Source organism: Streptomyces sp. NPDC001599, from assembly GCF_042893535.1.
Taxonomy (GTDB): Bacteria; Actinomycetota; Actinomycetes; order Streptomycetales; family Streptomycetaceae; genus Streptomyces.
The window spans coordinates 76,243-94,435 of sequence record NZ_JBIAVA010000001.1 but is presented as its reverse complement, the minus strand read 5'-3'; the positions used below and the strand labels follow the sequence as shown (position 1 = coordinate 94,435).

The following is an 18,193-nucleotide window of genomic DNA, read 5'->3' as shown; positions in this document are numbered from 1 at the left end:
GCACCAAGCCACCATCAGTGCGGTGGCGCCGGCCGCGTGGCGTCAGGCCGTCGCCGGTCCCGGGTGCGCGGTCCGGGCGGCGCCCGGGGTGGTCTCCGGAGCCGGGGCCGCCGCCCTGGCCGGCCGGGTGCGGACCCGGTCGTTGCGCCCGCCGCCGCGCACCAGCAGCACGCTCAGCGCGGCCAGGAAGCCGACGACGGTCAGACCGACCAGGCCGCCCTTGGTCGAGCCGGTCGTGTCCTCGATGATGCCGAAGGCGGTGGGGGCGACGAACCCGCCGAGGTTGCCGATGGAGTTGATCAGCGCGATGCCGGGGGCCGCGGCACGGGCGTCGAGATAGCTCTGCGGGATGGTCCAGAAGACCGGGGAGGCCGGTTTGAAGCCCATCGCGGCCAGGCACAGCGCGCCGAGCCCGACCCAGGGCGAGACGAACACGGCCAGCAGGGTGCCGCAGCCGCCGAGCAGGAGCAGGACCACCAGCACGGGCCGGCGCTTGCCGATGCGGTCGGAGACGCGGCCGCTGACGAACAGGGCGACCAGCGCGCACAGCCACGGCACGGCGGTCAGCAGCCCCACCTGGAAGTCGCTCACCCCGCCGATGTCGTCCACGATCGACGGCAGCCAGAAGGTCACCGCGTACAGGGCGACGTTGATCGCGAAGTAGATCCAGAGGAAGAGCAGCATCTGGGGGTCGGCGAGCAGCTTCCAGCGGGAGACCCTGGCCGCCTTCCCGCCGCGCCGCGCGTCGCGTTCCTCCTGCTCGGCGTCGATGGCCGCGACGAGGCCGGACTTCTCCTCGTCGGTCAGCCACGTCGCCTGCTCGACGCCCGAGTCGAGGAAGCGGTAGACGACGAAGCCGAGCACGACGGAGAAGACGCCCTCGACGAAGAACATCCACTGCCAGCCCGCGTGGCCCCAGATCCCGTGCATCTCCATCAGCGCGCCCGAGATCGGGCCGACGATGACGGTGGCGGTGCCGGAGCCCATCAGGAAGATCGAGGTGGCCCGGCCCCGGTGGGAGTCGGGGAGCCAGCGGCTGAAGTAGTAGATGACGGCCGGGAAGAAGCCCGCCTCGGCGACGCCGAGCAGGAAGCGCAGGGCGTAGAACATCTCCACGCTGTCGACGAAGGCCATCGCGGTGGCGACGACACCCCAGCTGATCATGATGCGGGTGAGCCACACCTTGGCCCCGAACCGCTCCATCAGCATGTTGGAGGGGACCTCGAAAATGGCGTACGCGATGAAGAAGATGCCGGCGCCGAGACCGAACGCGGCGGCCGACAGCCCCACGTCGGCGCGGAGTTCGTCCTGGGCGAAGCCCAGATTGACGCGGTCCATGTAGTTCGCCACGAACATGACGAAGAAGAGGGGGACCACGCGGCGGAAGATCTTGCGGACGGCGGACTGTACGGCGGGGGAATGCACCTCGGGGACTGCAGCGGACACGAGCGGCTCCGGTCGTGGCAGGGGAAGGGGGCAGGCGACTCACCAACGGGGGACGGACGGGGTGACCCACTCCGGGTCGGCGACCCGCATCGCCGCAGCGTCGTCGCGGTCGCGGAGCGTGCCGTCGTCGTCGAGCCAGCGCCGGTGCAGGAACGCCAGGCGCTCGCGGTCGAGTTCGACGCCGAGGCCGGGGGTGTCGGAGACGGCGACCCTGCCGCCGTCGAAGGTGAGCCGTTCGGTGAGCACGTCCTCGGACTGCCAGGGGTAGTGGGAGTCGCAGGCGTGGTGGAGGTTGGGCACGGTGGCCGCGACGTGGGTCATCGCGGCGAGGCTGATGCCCAGGTGGGTGTTGGAGTGCATGGACACCCCGACGCCGAAGGTGCGGCAGACGGCGGCGAGTTGCTGGGTGTTGCGCAGCCCGCCCCAGTAGTGGTGGTCGGAGAGCACGACCTGGACGGCGCCCCTGGTGAACGCCTCCTGGATCTCGGCGAACGTCGTCACGCACATGTTGGTCGCGAGCGGCACCCCGGTCTTCGCGGCGACCTCGGCCATGGCCGGGGTGCCGAGCGCGGGGTCCTCCAGGTACTCCAGGACGTCCCCGAGTTCCGCCGCGACCTTGAGGGAGGTCTCCACGGACCAGGCGCCGTTGGGGTCCAGGCGCAGGGGGTGGCCGGGGAACGCCTCGGCGAGCGCCTTGATCGCGGCGATCTCCTCCTCGGGCGGGAAGACGCCGCCCTTGAGCTTGAAGGAGGTGAAGCCGTACCGCTCGGTGAAGGCGCGGGCCTGGGCGACGACTCCGGCCGGGTCGAGGGCGGCGCCCCAGTCGTCCTGCTCGGCCGCCACGCCCTCGGGGTGGCCGGCCCACTTGTAGAAGAGGTAGGCGCTGTACTCCACGGCGTCGCGGACCTTGCCGCCGAGCAGGGCGTGCACGGGCAGGCCGAGCGCCTTGCCGAGGGCGTCGAGGCAGGCGACCTCGAAACCCGAGACGACGGACAGGCGCAGCTTGTCGGCGGTCTGGACGCCGCGCAGCCCGCCGACGTCGACCTGGCCGGAGACCCGGGAGGAGTCGACGGCGACCTCGTCGGCGAGGGTGAACAGGCCGTTGAGATCGGAGACCTGACGACCCACCAGCTTGTCGGCGAACGGGCGGGCCAGCTCCAGGTACTTGGCGTCGCCGTAGGTCTCGCCGACGCCGGTCACGCCGTCGGCGGTCTCCACCTCGACGATCAGGCGGGGGGTGTACGGCTGGTGCACGCCCTGGGTGTTGAGCAGGGGCGGGTCGGCGACCAGGATCGGCGTCAGGTGGACGGCCGTGATGGTGAGGTCGCGGGTCACAGGGCGGCTCCTACGAGGTCGAGTCCGGTGATGAGCAGGGTCTTGAGTGCGGCGAGGTCGGCGGGCGACGGGTCGGTGAGGGGGGCGCGGACGGGGCCGACGGGGCAGCCGCGCAGCCGGGCCGCCGCCTTCACGAGGGACACCGCGTACCCGGGGACGCGGTCGCGCAGTTCGACGAGCGGGACGTAGAAGTCGCGCAGCAGCTTGTCGACGGTGCCGGTGTCGCCGCCGTGCAGGGCGGTGAGGAAGGCGTTCGCGATCTCGGGGGCGAAGGCGTGCACGGCGGAGGAGTAGGCGGGGACGCCGACGGCGGCGTAGGCACGGGCCTGGACCTCGGCGGTGGCGGCGCCGTTGAAGAAGAGGAAGTCCTCGGGGGCGGCGAGGACCGTGCGCTGGAGGCGGTCGAGGTCGCTGTGGCCGTCCTTGAGGCCGATCACACCGGGGACGCGGGCGAGGCGCCGGACGGACTCGGCGGTGTAGGCGACCTGGCCGCGCTGGTAGGCGATGAGCGGGAGCCGGGTGCCCGCGGCGATCCGCTCCACCTGGGCGACCAGGCCGTCCTGCGGGGCGGCGGTGAGGTAGTGCGGCAGGACGAGGAGGGCGTCGGCCCCGGCCTCCTCGGCGATGCGCGCGAACCGCAGGGCCTGCGCCCAGCCGTAGCCGGTTCCGGCGACGACCGGCACGCTCCCGGCCGTCTCCTCGACGGCGATGGCGACCGCCTGCCGGTACTCGTCCTCGTCCAGGGAGAAGAACTCGCCGGTGCCGCAGGCGGGGAAGAGGGCTCCGGGACCGGCGGCGAGCCGTTCGGCGACGTAGGCCCGGTATCCGTCGGCGTCGAAGGAGCCGTCCTCGTGGAAGCTGGTCAGCGGGAAGGACAGCACGCTCGCCGCCATGCCTTCGCGCAGCCGCCGGACGACGGCTGCCCGACCGGTGTCGGGGTCGGGGTCCGGGCCCACACGTGTCATCTCCATCACTCCCACTGTCTCCGTATGTAGATGGCGTCTACGTATGGAGATGGAGATTAGAGAGGTGACCGTGGGGCGTCAATGGGTCGTGGGCATCCGTTTACGATCGGCGCATGTCGGAGACTGGGGACGCGACGCCGGGCGGCGTCCGCGAGGTGAAGTCCGCGGCGCGCACGGTGGAACTGCTGGAGGTGCTGGCCGCCCGCGGGGACCGCCCGGCCCGGCTCCAGGAGCTGGCGGACGGGCTGGGCGTGCCGCGCAGTTCGATGTACGCGCTGCTGCAGACGCTGATCTCGCGCGGCTGGGTCCGCACCGACGTCACCGGCTCCCTGTACGGCATCGGCATCCACGCCCTGCTCACCGGCACCAGCTACCTGGATTCCGACCCCCGGGTGCGGGCGGTGCGGCCGTACCTCGACGAGGCGTCCGAGGCGCTCGGCGAGACCATCCACCTGGGGCGACTGGACGGCCACGACGTGGCGTACCTGGCGACCCGGGAGTCGCACGAGTACCTGCGCACGATCAGCCGGGTGGGGCGCCGGCTGCCCGCCCACGTGGGCGCGCTCGGCAAGGCGCTGCTGGCGGAGCGGCCGGACGCGGACCTGCCCGAGGGGCCGTACGAGGTGTTCACCCCGAACACGCACACCAGCAGGGAGGCCCTGGCGGCCGATCTCGCCCGGACCAGGGAGCGCGGGTACTCCGTCGACCGCGAGGAGGGCGTGACCGGCATCGTCGGTTTCGGCTTCGCGCTGCGCTACGACGTCCCGGCCCTGGACGCGGTCAGCTGCTCGGTGCCGGTGGCCCGGCTGACGCCGGATCACGAGGCGCGGATCGTGACGGTGATGCGGGAGATCAGGGCCAAACTGGAGGCAACCGTTCCGGCCGGAGGCGGCTCGATCCACTGGCGTTAGCGCTCGCTGCTACCCAGCTTCGAAACCCCCAAACAGACATGTGACCTAGATCACATCGACTCGCCTGTTTCGGGGCTCCTTCCGCTTGATACAAATTGCCCGCGCGCCCCCTCTCGGTCGACGGGTCGTCGCCCCCTCCCTCCCCATCGTCCCTTTCGCATGCCCTGGGAACGCCCGTGTTCGCCCCCCGCACCACTCCCTGGCCCCTCGTCGCCCTTTTCACGGCCGGGTACCTGCCGCCGTACCTGCTGCCCACCACCGTCGGCAGACTCGACACCAGCCTTCCGCTGTCCACCACGCAGGCGGGCGCCGTCGGCAGCGCGCTGCTGCTGAGTTCGGCGACCGCGGGTTTCCTGCTGGCCTCCCGGGTGCAGCGGTTCGGCGCCCGGACATCGGCCCGCCTCGGCCTCGTACTGGCCGTCCTCGGCTACGGCGCCGCCGCGCTCACCACCGCCGTCCCGGCCGTCGTCCTGGGCGCGGTCGTGGGCGGTTTGGGATCGGGGACGGCCATGACGGTCGCCGCCACCCGGATCGCCGCCGAGAAGGATCCCCACCGCGCCTCCACGGTGGGTCTGCTGAGCGTGTCAGCGCTGGCCGGTGCGGTGTACCTGACGGTGCCGCACCTCGGCCGGGCGCACGGGCTGCCGCTGGCCGCGATCGCCCTGACCGCGCTGGCGGTGTGGCCGCTGACCGGCCGCCTGCCGGGTCCGGCGGCCGCCTCCCCGGCCGCACCCGGCACCGACGCCACCGCCCCGCTCCCCCACCGCCGTTCGGGACTCGTCCTCGCCATCACCGTGCTGTGCTGGTCCCTGGCGCAGAACTCGCTGTGGGGCGTCAGCGGCCGGATCGGGCTGACGCAGGCCGGCCTCGGGGACGCCGCCCTCGGCGTCGTCTTCGCCGTCGCGCTGGGCACGGGCCTGGTGGGCGTGCTGGTGGCGGGTGCGCTCGGGCCGCGGCTGGGGCGGGCGATGCCCGTCGGCGCCGGCACGGTGCTCATCGCGGGCTGCATCGCGGTGAGCGCGTCGGCGACGACCCCGACGGCCTTCGCCACCGGGGAGATCGCCTGGAACACCGTCTACCCGGTCGTCCTGTCGTACCTGATCGGCCTCGCCGCCTCGCTCGACGCGCGCGGCCGGTGGGCGGTGCTCGTCGGCTCGGCGTCCTCGCTGGGCACGGCGGCCGGGCCGCTGGCCGGCAGTGTCCTGTCGGCGCAGGCCGGTTACGCGGGCATGGGGATGGTCCTGGCCGCCGGACTGCTGCTGGTCGCCGCGCCGATGACCGCCGTCGCGCTGCACACCGCGGGGCGCCCGCTGCTGCCCGGCGCGATCCGCCGCCGCGGCGGCACCCCGGCCGCGCTGGTCGCCGCCGCCACGGGAACGCCGAGCGGTGCGGTCCCCGAGGTCGGTGCCGTGGAGCAGCCGGTCGTGGAGATCGACGTGGAGGTCCCGGCGGTGGCCGTCCAGGACGCCTACGACACGGCGGGACCCCGGCAGGCGGCGGCCGCGCCGGGGTCCGGGCCGGGCTGAGACCCGCGCGGGGGAACCGCTACGCGGCGGGGAACTCGTACGCGTCGACCTCCGCGAGGTACCGCGCCCGCAGTTCCTCGTCGTCCTCCAGGAAGGAGGCGAGGAACGAGTTGCGGGCCAGTTCCCGCAGCCGCTCCCCGGTCAGGCCGAGGGCCTGGCGCACGGCGTCGAAGTTGTCGCCCGCGTAGCCGCCGAAGTAGGCCGGGTCGTCGGAGTTCACCGTGCACATCAGGCCCGCGTCGAGCATCGCGGGCAGCGGGTGGTCGGCGAGGGTGTCGACCGTGCGCAGCCGCACGTTGGACAGCGGGCACAGGGTGAGCGGGACGCGCTCGCGCACCAGCCGCTCGACCAGCGCCGGATCCTCCACCGAGCGCAGCCCGTGGTCGATCCGCTCGACGCCGAGGACGTCGAGGGCCTCGACGACGTACGCGGGCGGCCCCTCCTCGCCCGCGTGCGCCACCCGGCGCAGGCCGAGGGCGGCGGCGGCCTCGTACACCTCGCGGAACTTGACCGGCGGGTGGCCGACCTCGGCCGAGTCCAGGCCGACCCCGGTGATGCGGTCCAGGTAGGGCTTGGCGGCGTCCAGCGTCCGCATCGCGGACTCGGCGGACTCGTCGCGCAGGAAGCACATGATCAGGCGGGTGGAGACCCCGTGGTTCTCCCGGCTGCTCGCCAGCGCCCGCCACAGCCCCTCCACGACCGTGCCCATCTCCACGCCCCGGGCGAGGTGCGCCTGCGGGTCGAAGAAGATCTCGGCGTGCCGGACGCCCTGGGCCGCGGCGCGGGCGAGGTAGGCGTTCGCGAGGTCCTCGAAGTCCCGCTCGGTGCGCAGGACGGCCATCAGTTCGTAGTACAGGTTCAGGAAGGATTGGAGGTCTTCGAAGCGGTACGCCTCGCGCAGCGCGTCCTCGTCCGCGTACGGCAGGGACACGCCGTTGCGGGCGGCCAGCGCGAAGGCCAGCTCGGGTTCCAGGGTGCCTTCGATGTGGAGGTGCAGTTCAGCTTTGGGCAGGGGCATCAGAGCATCGTACGACCGTTTTACCGGCGTTTCGGAACCGGTACGCGGGTGAGGTCCCGGGCCACGGTCAGCTCGCCCTCGTAACCGGCCGCGCGCGCCTGCCGCTCGAACTCCTCTGGATCGGGGTAGCGCTGGCTGAAGTGGGTGAGCACCAGGTGCCGTACGCCCGCGTCCCGGGCGACCCGCGCGGCCTGGCCGGCGGTGAGGTGGCCGTGGTCGGTGGCGAGGGCCTCGTCCTCGTCGAGGAAGGTGGACTCGATGACGAGCAGGTCCGCGCCCTCGGCGAGCGCGTGCACGCCCGCGCACAGCCGGGTGTCCATGACGAACGCGAACCGCTGGCCGGGGCGGACCTCGCTGACCTCGTCGAGCGCGACGCCGTTCAGCGAGCCCTCGCGCTGGATGCGGCCGACGTCGGGGCCCTTGATGCCGTGCGCGGCGAGGCGTTCGGGCAGCATGCGGCGGCCGTCGGGCTCGGTGAGCCGGTAGCCGTAGGACTCGACGGGGTGCGACAGCCTGCGGGCGTCCAGGGTGTAGGCGGGGGTGACCGCGAGGGGGCCGTCGGCGGCGACCGGGGCCTCGGTGAGGGCGACGGTCTCGCGGTAGGCGGTGGCGTACCGCAGGCGTTCGAAGAAGCGCTGCCCGGAGCGCGGGTAGTGGGCGGTGATCTCGTGCGGGACCCGGTCGAGGTTGATGCGCTGGATGACCCCGGCGAGGCCGAGGCTGTGGTCGCCGTGGAAGTGGGTGACGCAGATCCGGTTCAGGTCGTGGGCGGCGACCCCGGCGCGCAGCATCTGGCGCTGGGTGCCCTCGCCGGGGTCGAACAGGATGCCCTCGCCGTCCCAGCGGAGCAGGTAGCCGTTGTGGTTGCGGTGCCGGGTCGGGACCTGGCTGGCGGTGCCGAGGACGACGAGTTCACGTACGGACATGGCGGGTGGTGGTCCGGTCCTGTCCTCGCTATCCGGGGGGCCATTCGAGGCCGCGGCCGCCGAGCACGTGGGCGTGCGCGTGCCAGACGGTCTGCCCGGCGCCGCTGCCGGTGTTGAAGACGGTGCGGTAGCTCTCCAGCTTCTCGTCGTCGGCGACGGCCTGGGTCTCGCGCAGCACGTCGGCGGCGAGCTGCGGGGCCTCGGCGGCGAGGGCGGCGGCGTCCTTGTGGTGGGCCTTGGGGATCACCAGGACGTGGGTGGGGGCCTGGGGGTTGATGTCCCGGAACGCGACGGTCGTCTCCGTCTCGCGGACGATCGTCGCGGGAATCTGCCCTGCGACGATCTTGCAGAACAGACAGTCGTCCTGTGGTTCGCCAGCCACTTGGCTCTCCTCACGCCGGTGATCTCCTGGATGGCATCGTATCTCTGCCATAGCTGCGGGCAGTCGTGCCGCCGTCCCTCCAGCTGCGGGCAGTCGTGCCGCTGGGGCGGCACGGGTGGGCGCGGGCGGCACCCCGCTCCGCCGGGCCGCGCTCCCCACCCCGGGGCGACACCGTCACCGGGATCGGTGGGGCGCCGCGCGCCGTGGCGAGCGCCGGGTGGGTGCGCTCGCCGGCGCTTGCCGGGTGCCTCCCCCACTCTCGGCTTCGCTCGAGCGGGAGGTACCCCCACCGCCCACCCGTGCCGCCCTGGGGGTACCTCCCAGGCCGTTCAGGCACTGGGGGAGGCACGACTGCCCGCAGCCAGCGCGCCGCAGGCTAGGGCAGGCTCGGCGGTGTCTTTGCCGGGGTTTCCTCCAGTGCCGCCAGCGCGAGCGTGATCGCCTCGTCCAACTGCGGGTCGCGGCCCGCCGCGTGGTCCTGGGGGCGTTGGGGGACCTCGACGTCCGGATCGACGCCGTGGTTCTCGACGCCCCAGCCGTAACCCTCCAGCCAGAACGCGTACTTCGGCTGCGTGATCAGCGTCCCGTCCACCAGCCGGTAGCGGCTGTCGATGCCGATGACGCCGCCCCAGGTGCGGACACCGACGACCGGGCCGATGCCAAGCGCCTTGATCGCCGCGTTGACGATGTCGCCGTCGGAGCCGGAGAACTCGTTGGCGACCGCGACGACCGGCCCGCGGGGCGCGTCCTGCGGGTAGCTGGTCGGCCGCATGCCGCGCGGCAGGTCCCAGCCGACGATGCGCCGGGCCAGCTTCTCCACGACCAGCTGGGAGGTGTGTCCGCCGCGGTTCTCGCGGACGTCGACGACCAGGCCCTCCCGGGCCACCTCGACGCGCAGGTCGCGGTGGATCTGGGCCCAGCCGGGCGCCTGCATGTCGGGGACGTGCAGGTAGCCGAGCCGGCCGCCGGACTTCTCGTGGACGTAGGCGCGCCGGTCGGCGACCCAGGCGTGGTACCGCAGCGGCTCCTCGTCGGCGAGCGGGACGACGACGGCGTGCCGCACCTCTCCGCCGCCGGACGGGGAGACGGTCAGCTCGACCGGCTTGCCGGCCGTGCCGACGAGCAGCGGGCCCGGACCGGTGACGGGATCCACGGCCTGTCCCGCCACCGCGACGATCGCGTCCCCGGCGCGCACCGCGACACCGGGTGCGGCGAGCGGGGAGCGGGCGTCGGGGTCGGAGGTCTCGGACGGCAGGACACGGTCGATGCGCCAGGCGCCGTCCTCGTGGCGGGAGAGGTCGGCGCCGAGCAGGCCCTGCCGGGCGCCGGAGCCGTGGCCGCCGCGCGGGGTGACGTAGGCGTGCGAGGTGCCCAGTTCGCCGTGCACCTCCCACAGGAGGTCGACCAGGTCGTCGTGGGTGGCGACGCGGTCCAGGACGGGCCGGTAGCGGTCCAGGACGCCGTCCCAGTCGACGCCGTTCATGTCGGCCCGCCAGTAGTGGTCGCGCATGATGCGGCCGGTCTCGTCGAACATCTGCCGCCACTCGGCGGCCGGTTCGACCCTCTGCCGGACCCGGCCCAGGTCGACGGTGATGTTGGTGTCGCTGTCCTCGTCGCCGGAGGCACGCCGGTCGCTGGGTACGACCTTGAGCCGGCCGTCGGTCCACAGCAGCACCCGCTTGCCGTCGCCGCTGACCTCGAAGTGGTCGGCGTCGCCGCCGAGGTGCTCGACGCGCTGCTGGGCGAGGTCGTAGCGCTCCAGCTCGGTGTTCGGGTCGGGGTCCTCGGGGTTGGCGCGGGAGGCGCCGAGGACGCCGGTGAGCGGGTGGCGCAGCCACAGGACGCCGTCCTTGGCGGCGCGCAGCCGGGAGTAGCGGGCGGCCTCCACCGGGAAGGGCACGATGCGGTCGGCGAGGCCCTCGATGTCGATCCGGGTGGTGGGCGTGCCCTCGCTGTCGGGGGTCTCCTCGCGGTCCGGCGTCTCGAAGGGACGGCCGTGCCGCTGCGGGCCGAAGGGCGAGGGCGTGGTCGCGGCGAGGGTGATCAGGTAGGGCCGGGCGCCCTCGACGAAGGCCAGGTCGAAGACGTGCTCGTCGTAGACCGGGTCGAAGGAGCGGGTGGAGAGGAAGGCGAGGTGCTTGCCGTCCAGGGTGAAGGCCGGCGAGTAGTCCTTGAAGCGCAGCGGCGTCGCCTCGCTCACCGACAGGTCGGTGGTGTTGGCGAGCTTGAGCTGACGCAGCGGCTCCGGGCCGGGGTGGGACCAGGCGAGCCAGGAGGAGTCGGGCGAGAAGACCAGGCCGGAGGCGTCGCCGTCCTCGCTGCGGTCGACCTCGCGGACCTCGCCGCTCTCCCGCTCGACGAGCAGGACCCGCCCGTCGTGCGAGGCGACGGCGACGCGGCTGCCGTCGGGGGCCACGGCGAGGTGCAGCACCCGGCCGAGCTGCCCGGCGGCCAGGCGCCGTGCGGTGGCGCCGGGGGCGAGTCCGGTGGCGGGCGCGAACTCCAGGGCGTCGTCGCCCTCGGCGTCCGTCACCCACACCACCCACTCCTCGCCGTCGGCGCGGAAGGTGCGCGGCAGCCGGGTGCGCACGCCGGGCGTGGCCGCGAGCGCGCGCGCCGGTCCGGAGCGGTGGGTGACCCAGTGCACGCCGCCGCGTACGGCGACGGCGCTGCCGCGCGCGGTGTGGTCGGGGGACGCGGAGCCGAACCAGCGGGCGGCGTTGACCGGGTACGGCTGGAGGTCGACGCGGGCACCGCCGAGCCGGATGTCCAGGCGGCGCGGTTCGGCGCCGTCGAGGTCGTCCAGGGTCCACAGTTCACCGGCACAGGAGTAGACGACGCGGGTGCCGTCGGTCGCCGCGTGCCGGGCGTAGAAGCCGTCGACCGGTGTGTGCCGGCGCAGGTCGGAGCCGTCCGCGAGGGAGGAGTAGAGGGCGCCGGTGCCCTCGTGGTCGGAGAGGAAGGCGATCCGGTCGCCGATCCAGAAGGGGTACTCGATGTTGCCGTCGAGACCGTCGTGCAGGCGGACGAACTCGCCGTCGTCCTCGCGGTCGATCCACAGCTTGCCCGCGGTGCCGCCCCGGTAGCGCTTCCACCAGGCGGCCTCGCGGCCCATCGGCGCGGACAGCAGCACGGTGTGCGGGCCCTGTGCGACGTCGCCGACGGGCCCGTAGGGCAGGGTGGTCGCGGGTCCGCCGTCGAGCGGGACGGCGCGGGCCCAGCTGCGGCGCAGGCTGGCCTGGCCGTAGGTGCTGAGGGCGAGGACGCGGCCGTCGGCGGTCCAGCCGCGGACCTGGGTCCTGATGCTGCCCCAGTGGGTGAGGCGCTTGGCGGGGCCGCCGTCGACGGGCGCGACGTGCACCTCGGGGGCGCCGTCACGGGTGGAGGTCCAGGCGACCGTGGTGCCGTCGGGCGAGATGCGCGGGTGGTTCACCGGCACGTTGTCGGCGCTGACCCGCCAGGCCCGGCCGCCGTCGAGCGGGGCGAGCCACACGTCGTCCTCGGCGGTGAAGGCGACCAACTCGCCGTGCGGGTGCGGAAAGCGGAGGTAGGCAGGCGCTGCGGGCTGAGTCACCCCCATACCCTATGCAGGGGCACGGCCCGCCGACAGAGGTTTGGATCACTTCCCGGCCGAGGACCCGGCCCGTCCGGCTACTTGCCCTCCACCGGCCGGCAGTGCGGATCGTCCGGGCACCAGATGGTCCGGGTGACGGTCACGGTGGGCCCCGGCCCGTTCTGGGAGGGCCGGTTCGCGGGCGGGGCGCTCGTGGCGTCGCAGTTGCCCAGCCCCTTCACCCGGAACCACTCCTTGCCGTCCACCTTCGCGGTCAGGCTGCCGCGCACACAGGCGCCGTTGACGACCCGGGTGACCTTGCCGTCGACGGTGATGTCCTTGCCGTCGTCGGTCCTGCCCTCGCAGTGCACGGAGGCGACCGGGTTCTCGCTCGCCGAGGCCGTGGTGCCCTGGTCGCCGTAGGAGGCGGTGCAGGTGAGCCAGCGCACCTCCGCCTTCTGCCGCTGGAGTTCCCGGGTCACGGTCTGGTCGGTCGTGTAGGCGACCGTCGCGGAGCTGAGTCCGCCCGGCTCGCACGCCACGAGACCGCCGACGGCGACGGCCGAGCCGACGACCACCGGAGCCATGCGCCAAATCCGCCTCAATGCCCCCATGGAGGGCAGCCTGCCACCGCCCGGGGGCCGGCGGTAGGGCGCATACGGCCACTCCTCACTACCGTGGGCGCCATGGGCAACGACCGCAGGCAGCGCAGGCTCGTCGTGGACGAACGCACCACCTGGCTGTGGAGCCACCGGCAGAAACGCGGCCGCGACGGCGTCTGGCGGGACGCGCTGACGCTGTACCGGGACGGGGTACGGGTCCGGTTCGTCTTCCGCGCGGATGCGCCCGACTCGGGGCGGTACACCTCCGAGGGCGACTACTGGTACGAGGGCTGTGTGGCGGACGGCCGCGGCAACCTGCTCAACCTGCGCGAACCCGGGGTCGTACGGGCGCTGGTCGAGGAGGCCGGGCGGCGTGCGCTGCTGCCCGGGCCCGGGGGTCGGCCGGTGGAGCTGGACGGCTGGGAGCTGTTCCCCGCCGTGGTCGCCGCCACCGACGGCTGACCGGGACCGTCGGGACCCGGCGATCCGGCGCCGTCAGGACCAGCGGCCGGTGCGGGCGAGGAGTACGGCGGTCGCGGCGGTGCCCGCGGTGGAGGTGCGCAGGACGCTGCGGCCCAGGCGGTAGGGGTGCGCGCCCGCCTCGGCGAAGAGGGCCAACTCGTCCGGGGACACTCCGCCTTCGGGGCCGACCACCAGCACGATGTCGCCGGTGGCGGGGAGTTCGGCGTCGGACAGGGGGACGTCGCCGCTCTCGTGGAGGACGGCGGCGAAGTCGGCGTCGGCCAGAAGTGAGGCAACCTGCTTGGTGCTCGCCGCGTCCGCGACGTCGGGGAAGCGGACCCGGCGGGACTGCTTGCCCGCCTCCCGGGCCGTCGCCCGCCACTTGCCGAGCGCCTTCAGGCCGCGCTCGCCCTTCCACTGCGTGATGCACCGGGACGCCGCCCAGGGCACGATCGCGTCGACCCCGACCTCGGTCATCGTCTCGACGGCCAGCTCACCGCGGTCGCCCTTGGGCAGGGCCTGGACGACGGTGATGCGGGGCTGCTCGGCGGGCTCGTCGCGCACGCCGCCCGGGACGATGACGACCAGGCGGTCCTTGCCCTCGGCGGCCTTCACCGAGCCCTCGGCCCAGTGGCCGCGCCCGTCGGTGAGGACGACGTCCTCACCCGCCCGCAGCCGCTTCACGGAGACGGCGTGGCGTCCTTCGGGGCCGTCGAGGACGTACTCCCCCGCGGACAGGTCCTGCGGCCGCAGGGAGTCGACCACGAACACCGGTGCCGTCATCGGGCGCCGCCCCCCGTCGCATAGCCCGACAACCCCGACAACGCTGTCCCGACGTCGGCGAGTTCGGCCGCAAGCACCTCCACCAGCTGTCCCGCGGGCAGCTCCCGGGCCATCCGGTGGCCCTGTCCCGCCCAGAGCGCCATGCCCTGCGCGTCGCCCGTCTTCGCCGCCGCCTTGCGCACCGGCGAGGTGAGGTGGTGCACCTCGGGGTAGGCGGCGGGGGCGTAGCGGCCGTGCTCGCGCAGGAAGCGGTTGACCAGGGCACGGGCGGGGCGGCCGGAAAAGGCACGGGTGAGTTCGGTGCGGACGAAGAGCGGGTTGGTCAGCGCCTGCTTGTGCACGTCGTGCGCGCCGGACTCGGGGGTGGCGAGGAAGGCGGTGCCCAGCTGGGCCGCGCTCGCGCCGGCCGCGAGGACCGCGGCGATCTGGCCGCCGCGCATGATGCCGCCGGCGGCGACGATCGGCAGGCTCACCGCCTCCCGGACCTGGGCGACCAGCGACAGCAGTCCGGTGCCGGCGCCGCCGGTCTCCAGGTTGTCCCGGTGGGTGCCCTGGTGGCCGCCGGCCTCGGCACCCTGGGCGATCACCGCGTCGGCGCCGGACTGCTCGACGGCCCGGGCCTCGTCCGCGGTGGTCGCGCCGACCAGGGCGAAGGTGCCCACGCGGTGCAGGGAGTCGACGACCTCGCGGCTGGGGACGCCGAAGTGGAAGGACACCACCGGTACGGGGTTGTCCAGCAGTACGGCGAGCTTGGTGTCGTAGCCGTCGTCCCGGCCGCAGTCCGGGTCGCCCAGCTCGGTCTCGTACCAGGCGGCCTCGCCGGCCAGCTGGTGGGCGTAGACGTCGACGGCGGCGGGATCGGCCGTCTCCGGCTGCGGGAGGAAGAGGTTGACGCCGAAGGGACGGCTCGTGAGCCCCCTCAGCTGTTTGATCTCCTGGTACATCCCGTCCGCGGTCTTGTACCCGGCGGCCAGGAAGCCCAGCCCGCCCGCCTCGGACACCGCGGCCGCGAGCCGCGGCACGGAGACGCCGCCCGCCATGGGCGCCTGCACGATCGGGTAAGGGAAGAGATCGGTCAGTGCGGAGGACATGACGGCATGTTGTCACGTCCTCCACACAAGTCCGAATCCGGGCTTCCGTTGGCATACGCCAGGAGCATCCGCATCGGAACACTCCTGGCGACAGGTCGTGCCGGTGGCCGCTCAGCGCCCGTTGAACGCGTCCTTCAACCGCGAGAACAGCCCCTGCTGCCCCGGCTGGAACTGCCCCGTGGGGCGTTCCTCGCCGCGGAGCTTGGCCAGCTCGCGCAGGAGGCGTTCCTGTTCGGGGTCGAGCTTGCCCGGGGTGGTGACCTCGACGTGCACGATGAGGTCGCCGCGGCCGCCGCCGCGCAGGTGGGTGACGCCCCGGCCGTGCTTCGGGATCGACTGGCCGGACTGGGTGCCCGGGCGGATGTCGACCTCCTCCATGCCGTCCAGGGTCTCCAGCGGCACCTTCGTGCCGAGGGCCGCCGCCGTCATCGGGATGGTGACCGTGCAGTGCAGGTCGTCGCCGCGGCGCTGGAAGGTGGAGTGGGGCAGCTCGTGGATCTCGACGTACAGGTCGCCGGCGGGGCCGCCGCCGGGGCCGACCTCGCCCTCGCCCGCGAGCTGGATCCGGGTGCCGTTGTCGACACCGGCCGGGATCTTCACGGTCAGGGTGCGCCGGGAGCGGACCCGGCCGTCGCCCGCGCACTCGGGGCACGGGGTCGGGACCACGGTGCCGAAGCCCTGGCACTGGGGGCAGGGGCGCGAGGTCATGACCTGGCCCAGGAAGGACCGGGTGACCTGCGAGACCTCGCCGCGGCCGCGGCACATGTCGCAGGTCTGGGCACTGGTGCCGGGCGCCGCGCCCTCGCCGTTGCAGGTGTTGCAGACGACCGCGGTGTCGACCTGGATGTCCTTGGTCGTACCGAAGGCGGCCTCGTCCAGCTCGACCTCGATGCGGATCATCGCGTCCTGGCCGCGGCGGGTGCGCGAGCGCGGCCCGCGCTGCGACGCCGTACCGAAGAACGCGTCCATGATGTCCGAGAAGTTCCCGAAGCCGCCCGCGCCGAAGCCGCCCGCGCCGCCGCCGGCGGCCTGCGAGAGGGGGTCGCCGCCGAGGTCGTAGACCTGCTTCTTCTGCGGGTCCGACAACACCTCGTAGGCGGCGTTGATCTCCTTGAACCGCTCCTGGGTCTTCGGATCGGGGTTGACGTCCGGATGCAGCTCGCGGGCGAGCCTCCGGAACGCCTTCTTGATCTCGTCCTGGGAAGCGTCACGGCGCACGCCGAGTACGGCGTAGTAGTCCGTGGCCACCTACGACTCCGCCAGGATCTGTCCGACGTACCGTGCCACTGCGCGTACCGCTCCCATCGTTCCCGGGTAGTCCATGCGGGTCGGTCCGACCACGCCGAGCTTGGCAACCGCCTCGCCGCCCGAACCGTAGCCGACCGACACGACGGACGTTGAGTTGAGTCCCTCGTGGGCGTTCTCATGACCGATCCGTACGGTCACGCCCGGATCCTTCGCCTCGCCGAGCAGCTTGAGGAGCACGACCTGCTCCTCCAGCGCCTCCAGCACCGGCCGGATCACCAAGGGGAAGTCGTGCCCGAAGCGGGTCAGATTGGCGGTGCCGCCGATCATCAGCCGCTCCTCGTTCTCCTCGACCAGCGTCTCCAGGAGAGTGGAGAGCACGGTGGAGACCGTACCGCGATCCTCGGCCTCGAAGGGCTCCGCCAGATCTTCCACCAGAGCCGGCACATCCGTGAAACGGCGCCCCGCGACCCGGCTGTTGAGCCGCGCCCGCAGATCGGCCAGCGACGCCTCGCCGAACGGCGCCGGGCAGTCGACCATCCGCTGCTCGACCCGCCCGGTGTCCGTGATCAGCACGAGCTTCAGGCGCGCGGGCGCGAGCGCGAGCAGCTCCACGTGCCGCACGGTCGAGCGCGTCAGCGACGGATACTGCACGACGGCGACCTGCCGGGTGAGCTGCGCCAGCAGCCGCACCGTGCGGGCCACGACGTCGTCGAGGTCGACGGCGCCCTCCAGGAAGTTCTGGATGGCACGCCGCTCGGGCGCGGTCATCGGCTTGACGCCCGCCAGCTTGTCGACGAAGAGCCGGTAGCCCTTGTCGGTCGGGATGCGCCCCGCGCTGGTGTGCGGCTGGGCGATGAACCCCTCGTCCTCCAGGGCCGCCATGTCATTGCGCACGGTGGCCGGGGAGACGCCGAGGTTGTGCCGCTCGGTGAGGGCCTTGGAACCGACCGGTTCCTCGGTGCCGACGTAGTCCTGGACGATGGCGCGCAGCACCTTCAGCCTGCGTTCACTGAGCATTCGGCGCGCACCTCCAGCTGTCGTCCGCCCGTTTCGGCCTGTCTTACCTGTCTGTCCTGGCACTCATGGCTCGCGAGTGCCAGACTTCCCCGGCCCAGTGTACGGCCGTGGGGTACGCCCCCGGCAAGGCCGGGACCAAGCCGTTAGCGTCGTCGCCGTGACGGTGACTTGGGAAGAGCTGGGCTGGGAGCGGCTGGCGGACGGGGTGGGACGCTGCCGGCTGCCGGGGTGGGACTGCACGGCGGGGCTGGTGCTCGGCGCGGACGCGGCGCTGATGGTGGACGCGGGGTCGAGCCTGGACGAGGGCGCCCGGTTGCGCGAGGGGGCGCGGCGACTCGCCGGCCGCCGTGTGACACATCTCGCGCTGACCCACCCGCACTTCGACCACGTCTTCGGCGCGGCGGCGTTCCCGGACGCGGAGGTGTACGGCGCGTACGGGGCAGCGGGCACGGGCGCGCTGTTCGCGCCGGGCGGACAGGGGCGGCAGGCGCTGCGCGCGGACGCGGTGGCGGAGGGGCTGGACGCGCGGGCGGCGCGGGAGGCGGCCGAGGCGCTCGTTCCCGTTCTGCACGAGGTGCGGGGCGAGCACGCGCTCGACCTGGGCGGTGGACGGCGGGTCCTGCTCGCCGACGTGGGCCCGGGGCACACCGGTCACGACCTGGCGGTGCTGGTGCCGGGCTCCCCCAACGTCCTGTTCTGCGGGGACCTGGTCGAGGAGTCCGGCGCGCCGCAGGCGGGGCCCGACGCCGTACCGTCGCGCTGGCCTGCCGCGCTGGACCGGCTGCTGGCGGTGGGCGGCGACGACGCGCTGTACGTCCCCGGTCACGGAACGGTGGTGGACGCGGGGTTCGTCCGGGCCCAACGCGACGCGCTGGCCGCCCGGTTCGGCGTGTCGCGCTGATCACCGCGCGGGCGTTCCTCGTATCGT

16 protein-coding genes are annotated in these 18,193 nt (G+C 73.4%); 4 read left to right on the top strand and 12 right to left on the bottom strand.

Going from position 1 to position 18,193, the window contains the following annotated elements; genetic code table 11:
* Window positions 1–42: 42 nt before the first annotated feature.
* The 3 genes from ACFYZ3_RS00520 to ACFYZ3_RS00510 are packed head-to-tail and all read right to left on the bottom strand — an operon-like array spanning window position 43 to window position 3,746.
* Window positions 43–1,425 (bottom strand): MFS transporter, encoded by a 1,383-nt coding sequence (locus ACFYZ3_RS00520; RefSeq protein ID WP_388513952.1) that lies wholly within the window; start codon window positions 1,423–1,425, stop codon window positions 43–45.
* Between the two features lie 60 nt (window positions 1,426–1,485).
* Window positions 1,486–2,781, bottom strand: a complete 1,296-nt coding sequence (locus ACFYZ3_RS00515; RefSeq protein WP_388512848.1) for a glucarate dehydratase family protein — start codon at window positions 2,779–2,781, stop codon at window positions 1,486–1,488.
* Window positions 2,778–3,746 (bottom strand): 5-dehydro-4-deoxyglucarate dehydratase, encoded by a 969-nt coding sequence (locus ACFYZ3_RS00510; protein WP_388513950.1) that lies wholly within the window; start codon window positions 3,744–3,746, stop codon window positions 2,778–2,780. Before ACFYZ3_RS00510 ends, ACFYZ3_RS00515 begins: the two co-directional genes overlap by 4 nt.
* Before the next feature lie 113 nt (window positions 3,747–3,859).
* On the opposite strand from ACFYZ3_RS00510, the gene ACFYZ3_RS00505 reads away from it, so the two are divergent.
* Together ACFYZ3_RS00505 and ACFYZ3_RS00500 are read left to right on the top strand one after the other, a co-directional pair.
* Window positions 3,860–4,657 carry an IclR family transcriptional regulator gene (locus ACFYZ3_RS00505; protein ID WP_388512847.1) on the top strand — a complete coding sequence of 266 codons (798 nt, stop codon included), beginning with the start codon at window positions 3,860–3,862 and terminating at the stop codon, window positions 4,655–4,657.
* Window positions 4,658–4,833: 176 nt separating this feature from the next.
* Entirely contained in the window at window positions 4,834–6,183 is a 1,350-nt protein-coding gene (locus ACFYZ3_RS00500) for an MFS transporter (protein ID WP_388512845.1), read from the top strand.
* Window positions 6,184–6,202: 19 nt separating this feature from the next.
* Here ACFYZ3_RS00500 and ACFYZ3_RS00495 read toward each other — a convergent pair whose 3' ends face one another.
* The 5 genes from ACFYZ3_RS00495 to ACFYZ3_RS00475 form a co-directional block, all read right to left on the bottom strand.
* Window positions 6,203–7,201, bottom strand: a complete 999-nt coding sequence (locus ACFYZ3_RS00495; protein ID WP_388512843.1) for an adenosine deaminase — start codon at window positions 7,199–7,201, stop codon at window positions 6,203–6,205.
* Window positions 7,202–7,221: 20 nt separating this feature from the next.
* Entirely contained in the window at window positions 7,222–8,127 is a 906-nt protein-coding gene (locus tag ACFYZ3_RS00490) for a ribonuclease Z (RefSeq protein WP_388512841.1), read from the bottom strand.
* A 28-nt stretch (window positions 8,128–8,155) separates the two neighbouring features.
* The gene (locus ACFYZ3_RS00485; protein ID WP_388512838.1) at window positions 8,156–8,509 is read right to left on the bottom strand and encodes a histidine triad nucleotide-binding protein; all 354 of its coding nucleotides are present in this window, start codon (window positions 8,507–8,509) and stop codon (window positions 8,156–8,158) included.
* A 376-nt stretch (window positions 8,510–8,885) separates the two neighbouring features.
* Window positions 8,886–12,089: a S41 family peptidase gene (locus tag ACFYZ3_RS00480; protein WP_388512835.1), complete on the bottom strand. Its 3,204-nt coding sequence runs from the start codon at window positions 12,087–12,089 to the stop codon at window positions 8,886–8,888.
* Window positions 12,090–12,160: 71 nt separating this feature from the next.
* Window positions 12,161–12,649: a hypothetical protein gene (locus tag ACFYZ3_RS00475; protein ID WP_388512833.1), complete on the bottom strand. Its 489-nt coding sequence runs from the start codon at window positions 12,647–12,649 to the stop codon at window positions 12,161–12,163.
* Window positions 12,650–12,748: 99 nt separating this feature from the next.
* Between ACFYZ3_RS00475 and ACFYZ3_RS00470 the strand changes: the two genes are divergently transcribed.
* Window positions 12,749–13,126 (top strand): hypothetical protein, encoded by a 378-nt coding sequence (locus tag ACFYZ3_RS00470; protein ID WP_388512829.1) that lies wholly within the window; start codon window positions 12,749–12,751, stop codon window positions 13,124–13,126.
* Between the two features lie 33 nt (window positions 13,127–13,159).
* On the opposite strand, the gene ACFYZ3_RS00465 is transcribed toward ACFYZ3_RS00470, so the two are convergent.
* The 4 genes from ACFYZ3_RS00465 to hrcA all read right to left on the bottom strand — a co-directional run bounded on the left by ACFYZ3_RS00465 (window position 13,160) and on the right by hrcA (window position 17,265).
* Window positions 13,160–13,909, bottom strand: a complete 750-nt coding sequence (locus tag ACFYZ3_RS00465; protein ID WP_388512827.1) for a 16S rRNA (uracil(1498)-N(3))-methyltransferase — start codon at window positions 13,907–13,909, stop codon at window positions 13,160–13,162.
* Window positions 13,906–15,000 carry a nitronate monooxygenase gene (locus tag ACFYZ3_RS00460; RefSeq protein WP_388512825.1) on the bottom strand — a complete coding sequence of 365 codons (1,095 nt, stop codon included), beginning with the start codon at window positions 14,998–15,000 and terminating at the stop codon, window positions 13,906–13,908. The genes ACFYZ3_RS00465 and ACFYZ3_RS00460 overlap by 4 nt, the downstream gene beginning before the upstream one ends.
* Window positions 15,001–15,111: 111 nt before the next feature.
* Complete coding sequence (gene dnaJ / locus ACFYZ3_RS00455; protein ID WP_003976250.1) at window positions 15,112–16,248, bottom strand: molecular chaperone DnaJ; 1,137 nt, start codon at window positions 16,246–16,248, stop codon at window positions 15,112–15,114.
* Window positions 16,249–17,265 (bottom strand): heat-inducible transcriptional repressor HrcA, encoded by a 1,017-nt coding sequence (hrcA, locus tag ACFYZ3_RS00450; RefSeq protein ID WP_388512823.1) that lies wholly within the window; start codon window positions 17,263–17,265, stop codon window positions 16,249–16,251.
* Window positions 17,266–17,422: 157 nt separating this feature from the next.
* Between hrcA and ACFYZ3_RS00445 the strand changes: the two genes are divergently transcribed.
* Window positions 17,423–18,166: an MBL fold metallo-hydrolase gene (locus ACFYZ3_RS00445; protein WP_388512820.1), complete on the top strand. Its 744-nt coding sequence runs from the start codon at window positions 17,423–17,425 to the stop codon at window positions 18,164–18,166.
* The last annotated feature ends 27 nt before the right edge of the window (window positions 18,167–18,193 follow it).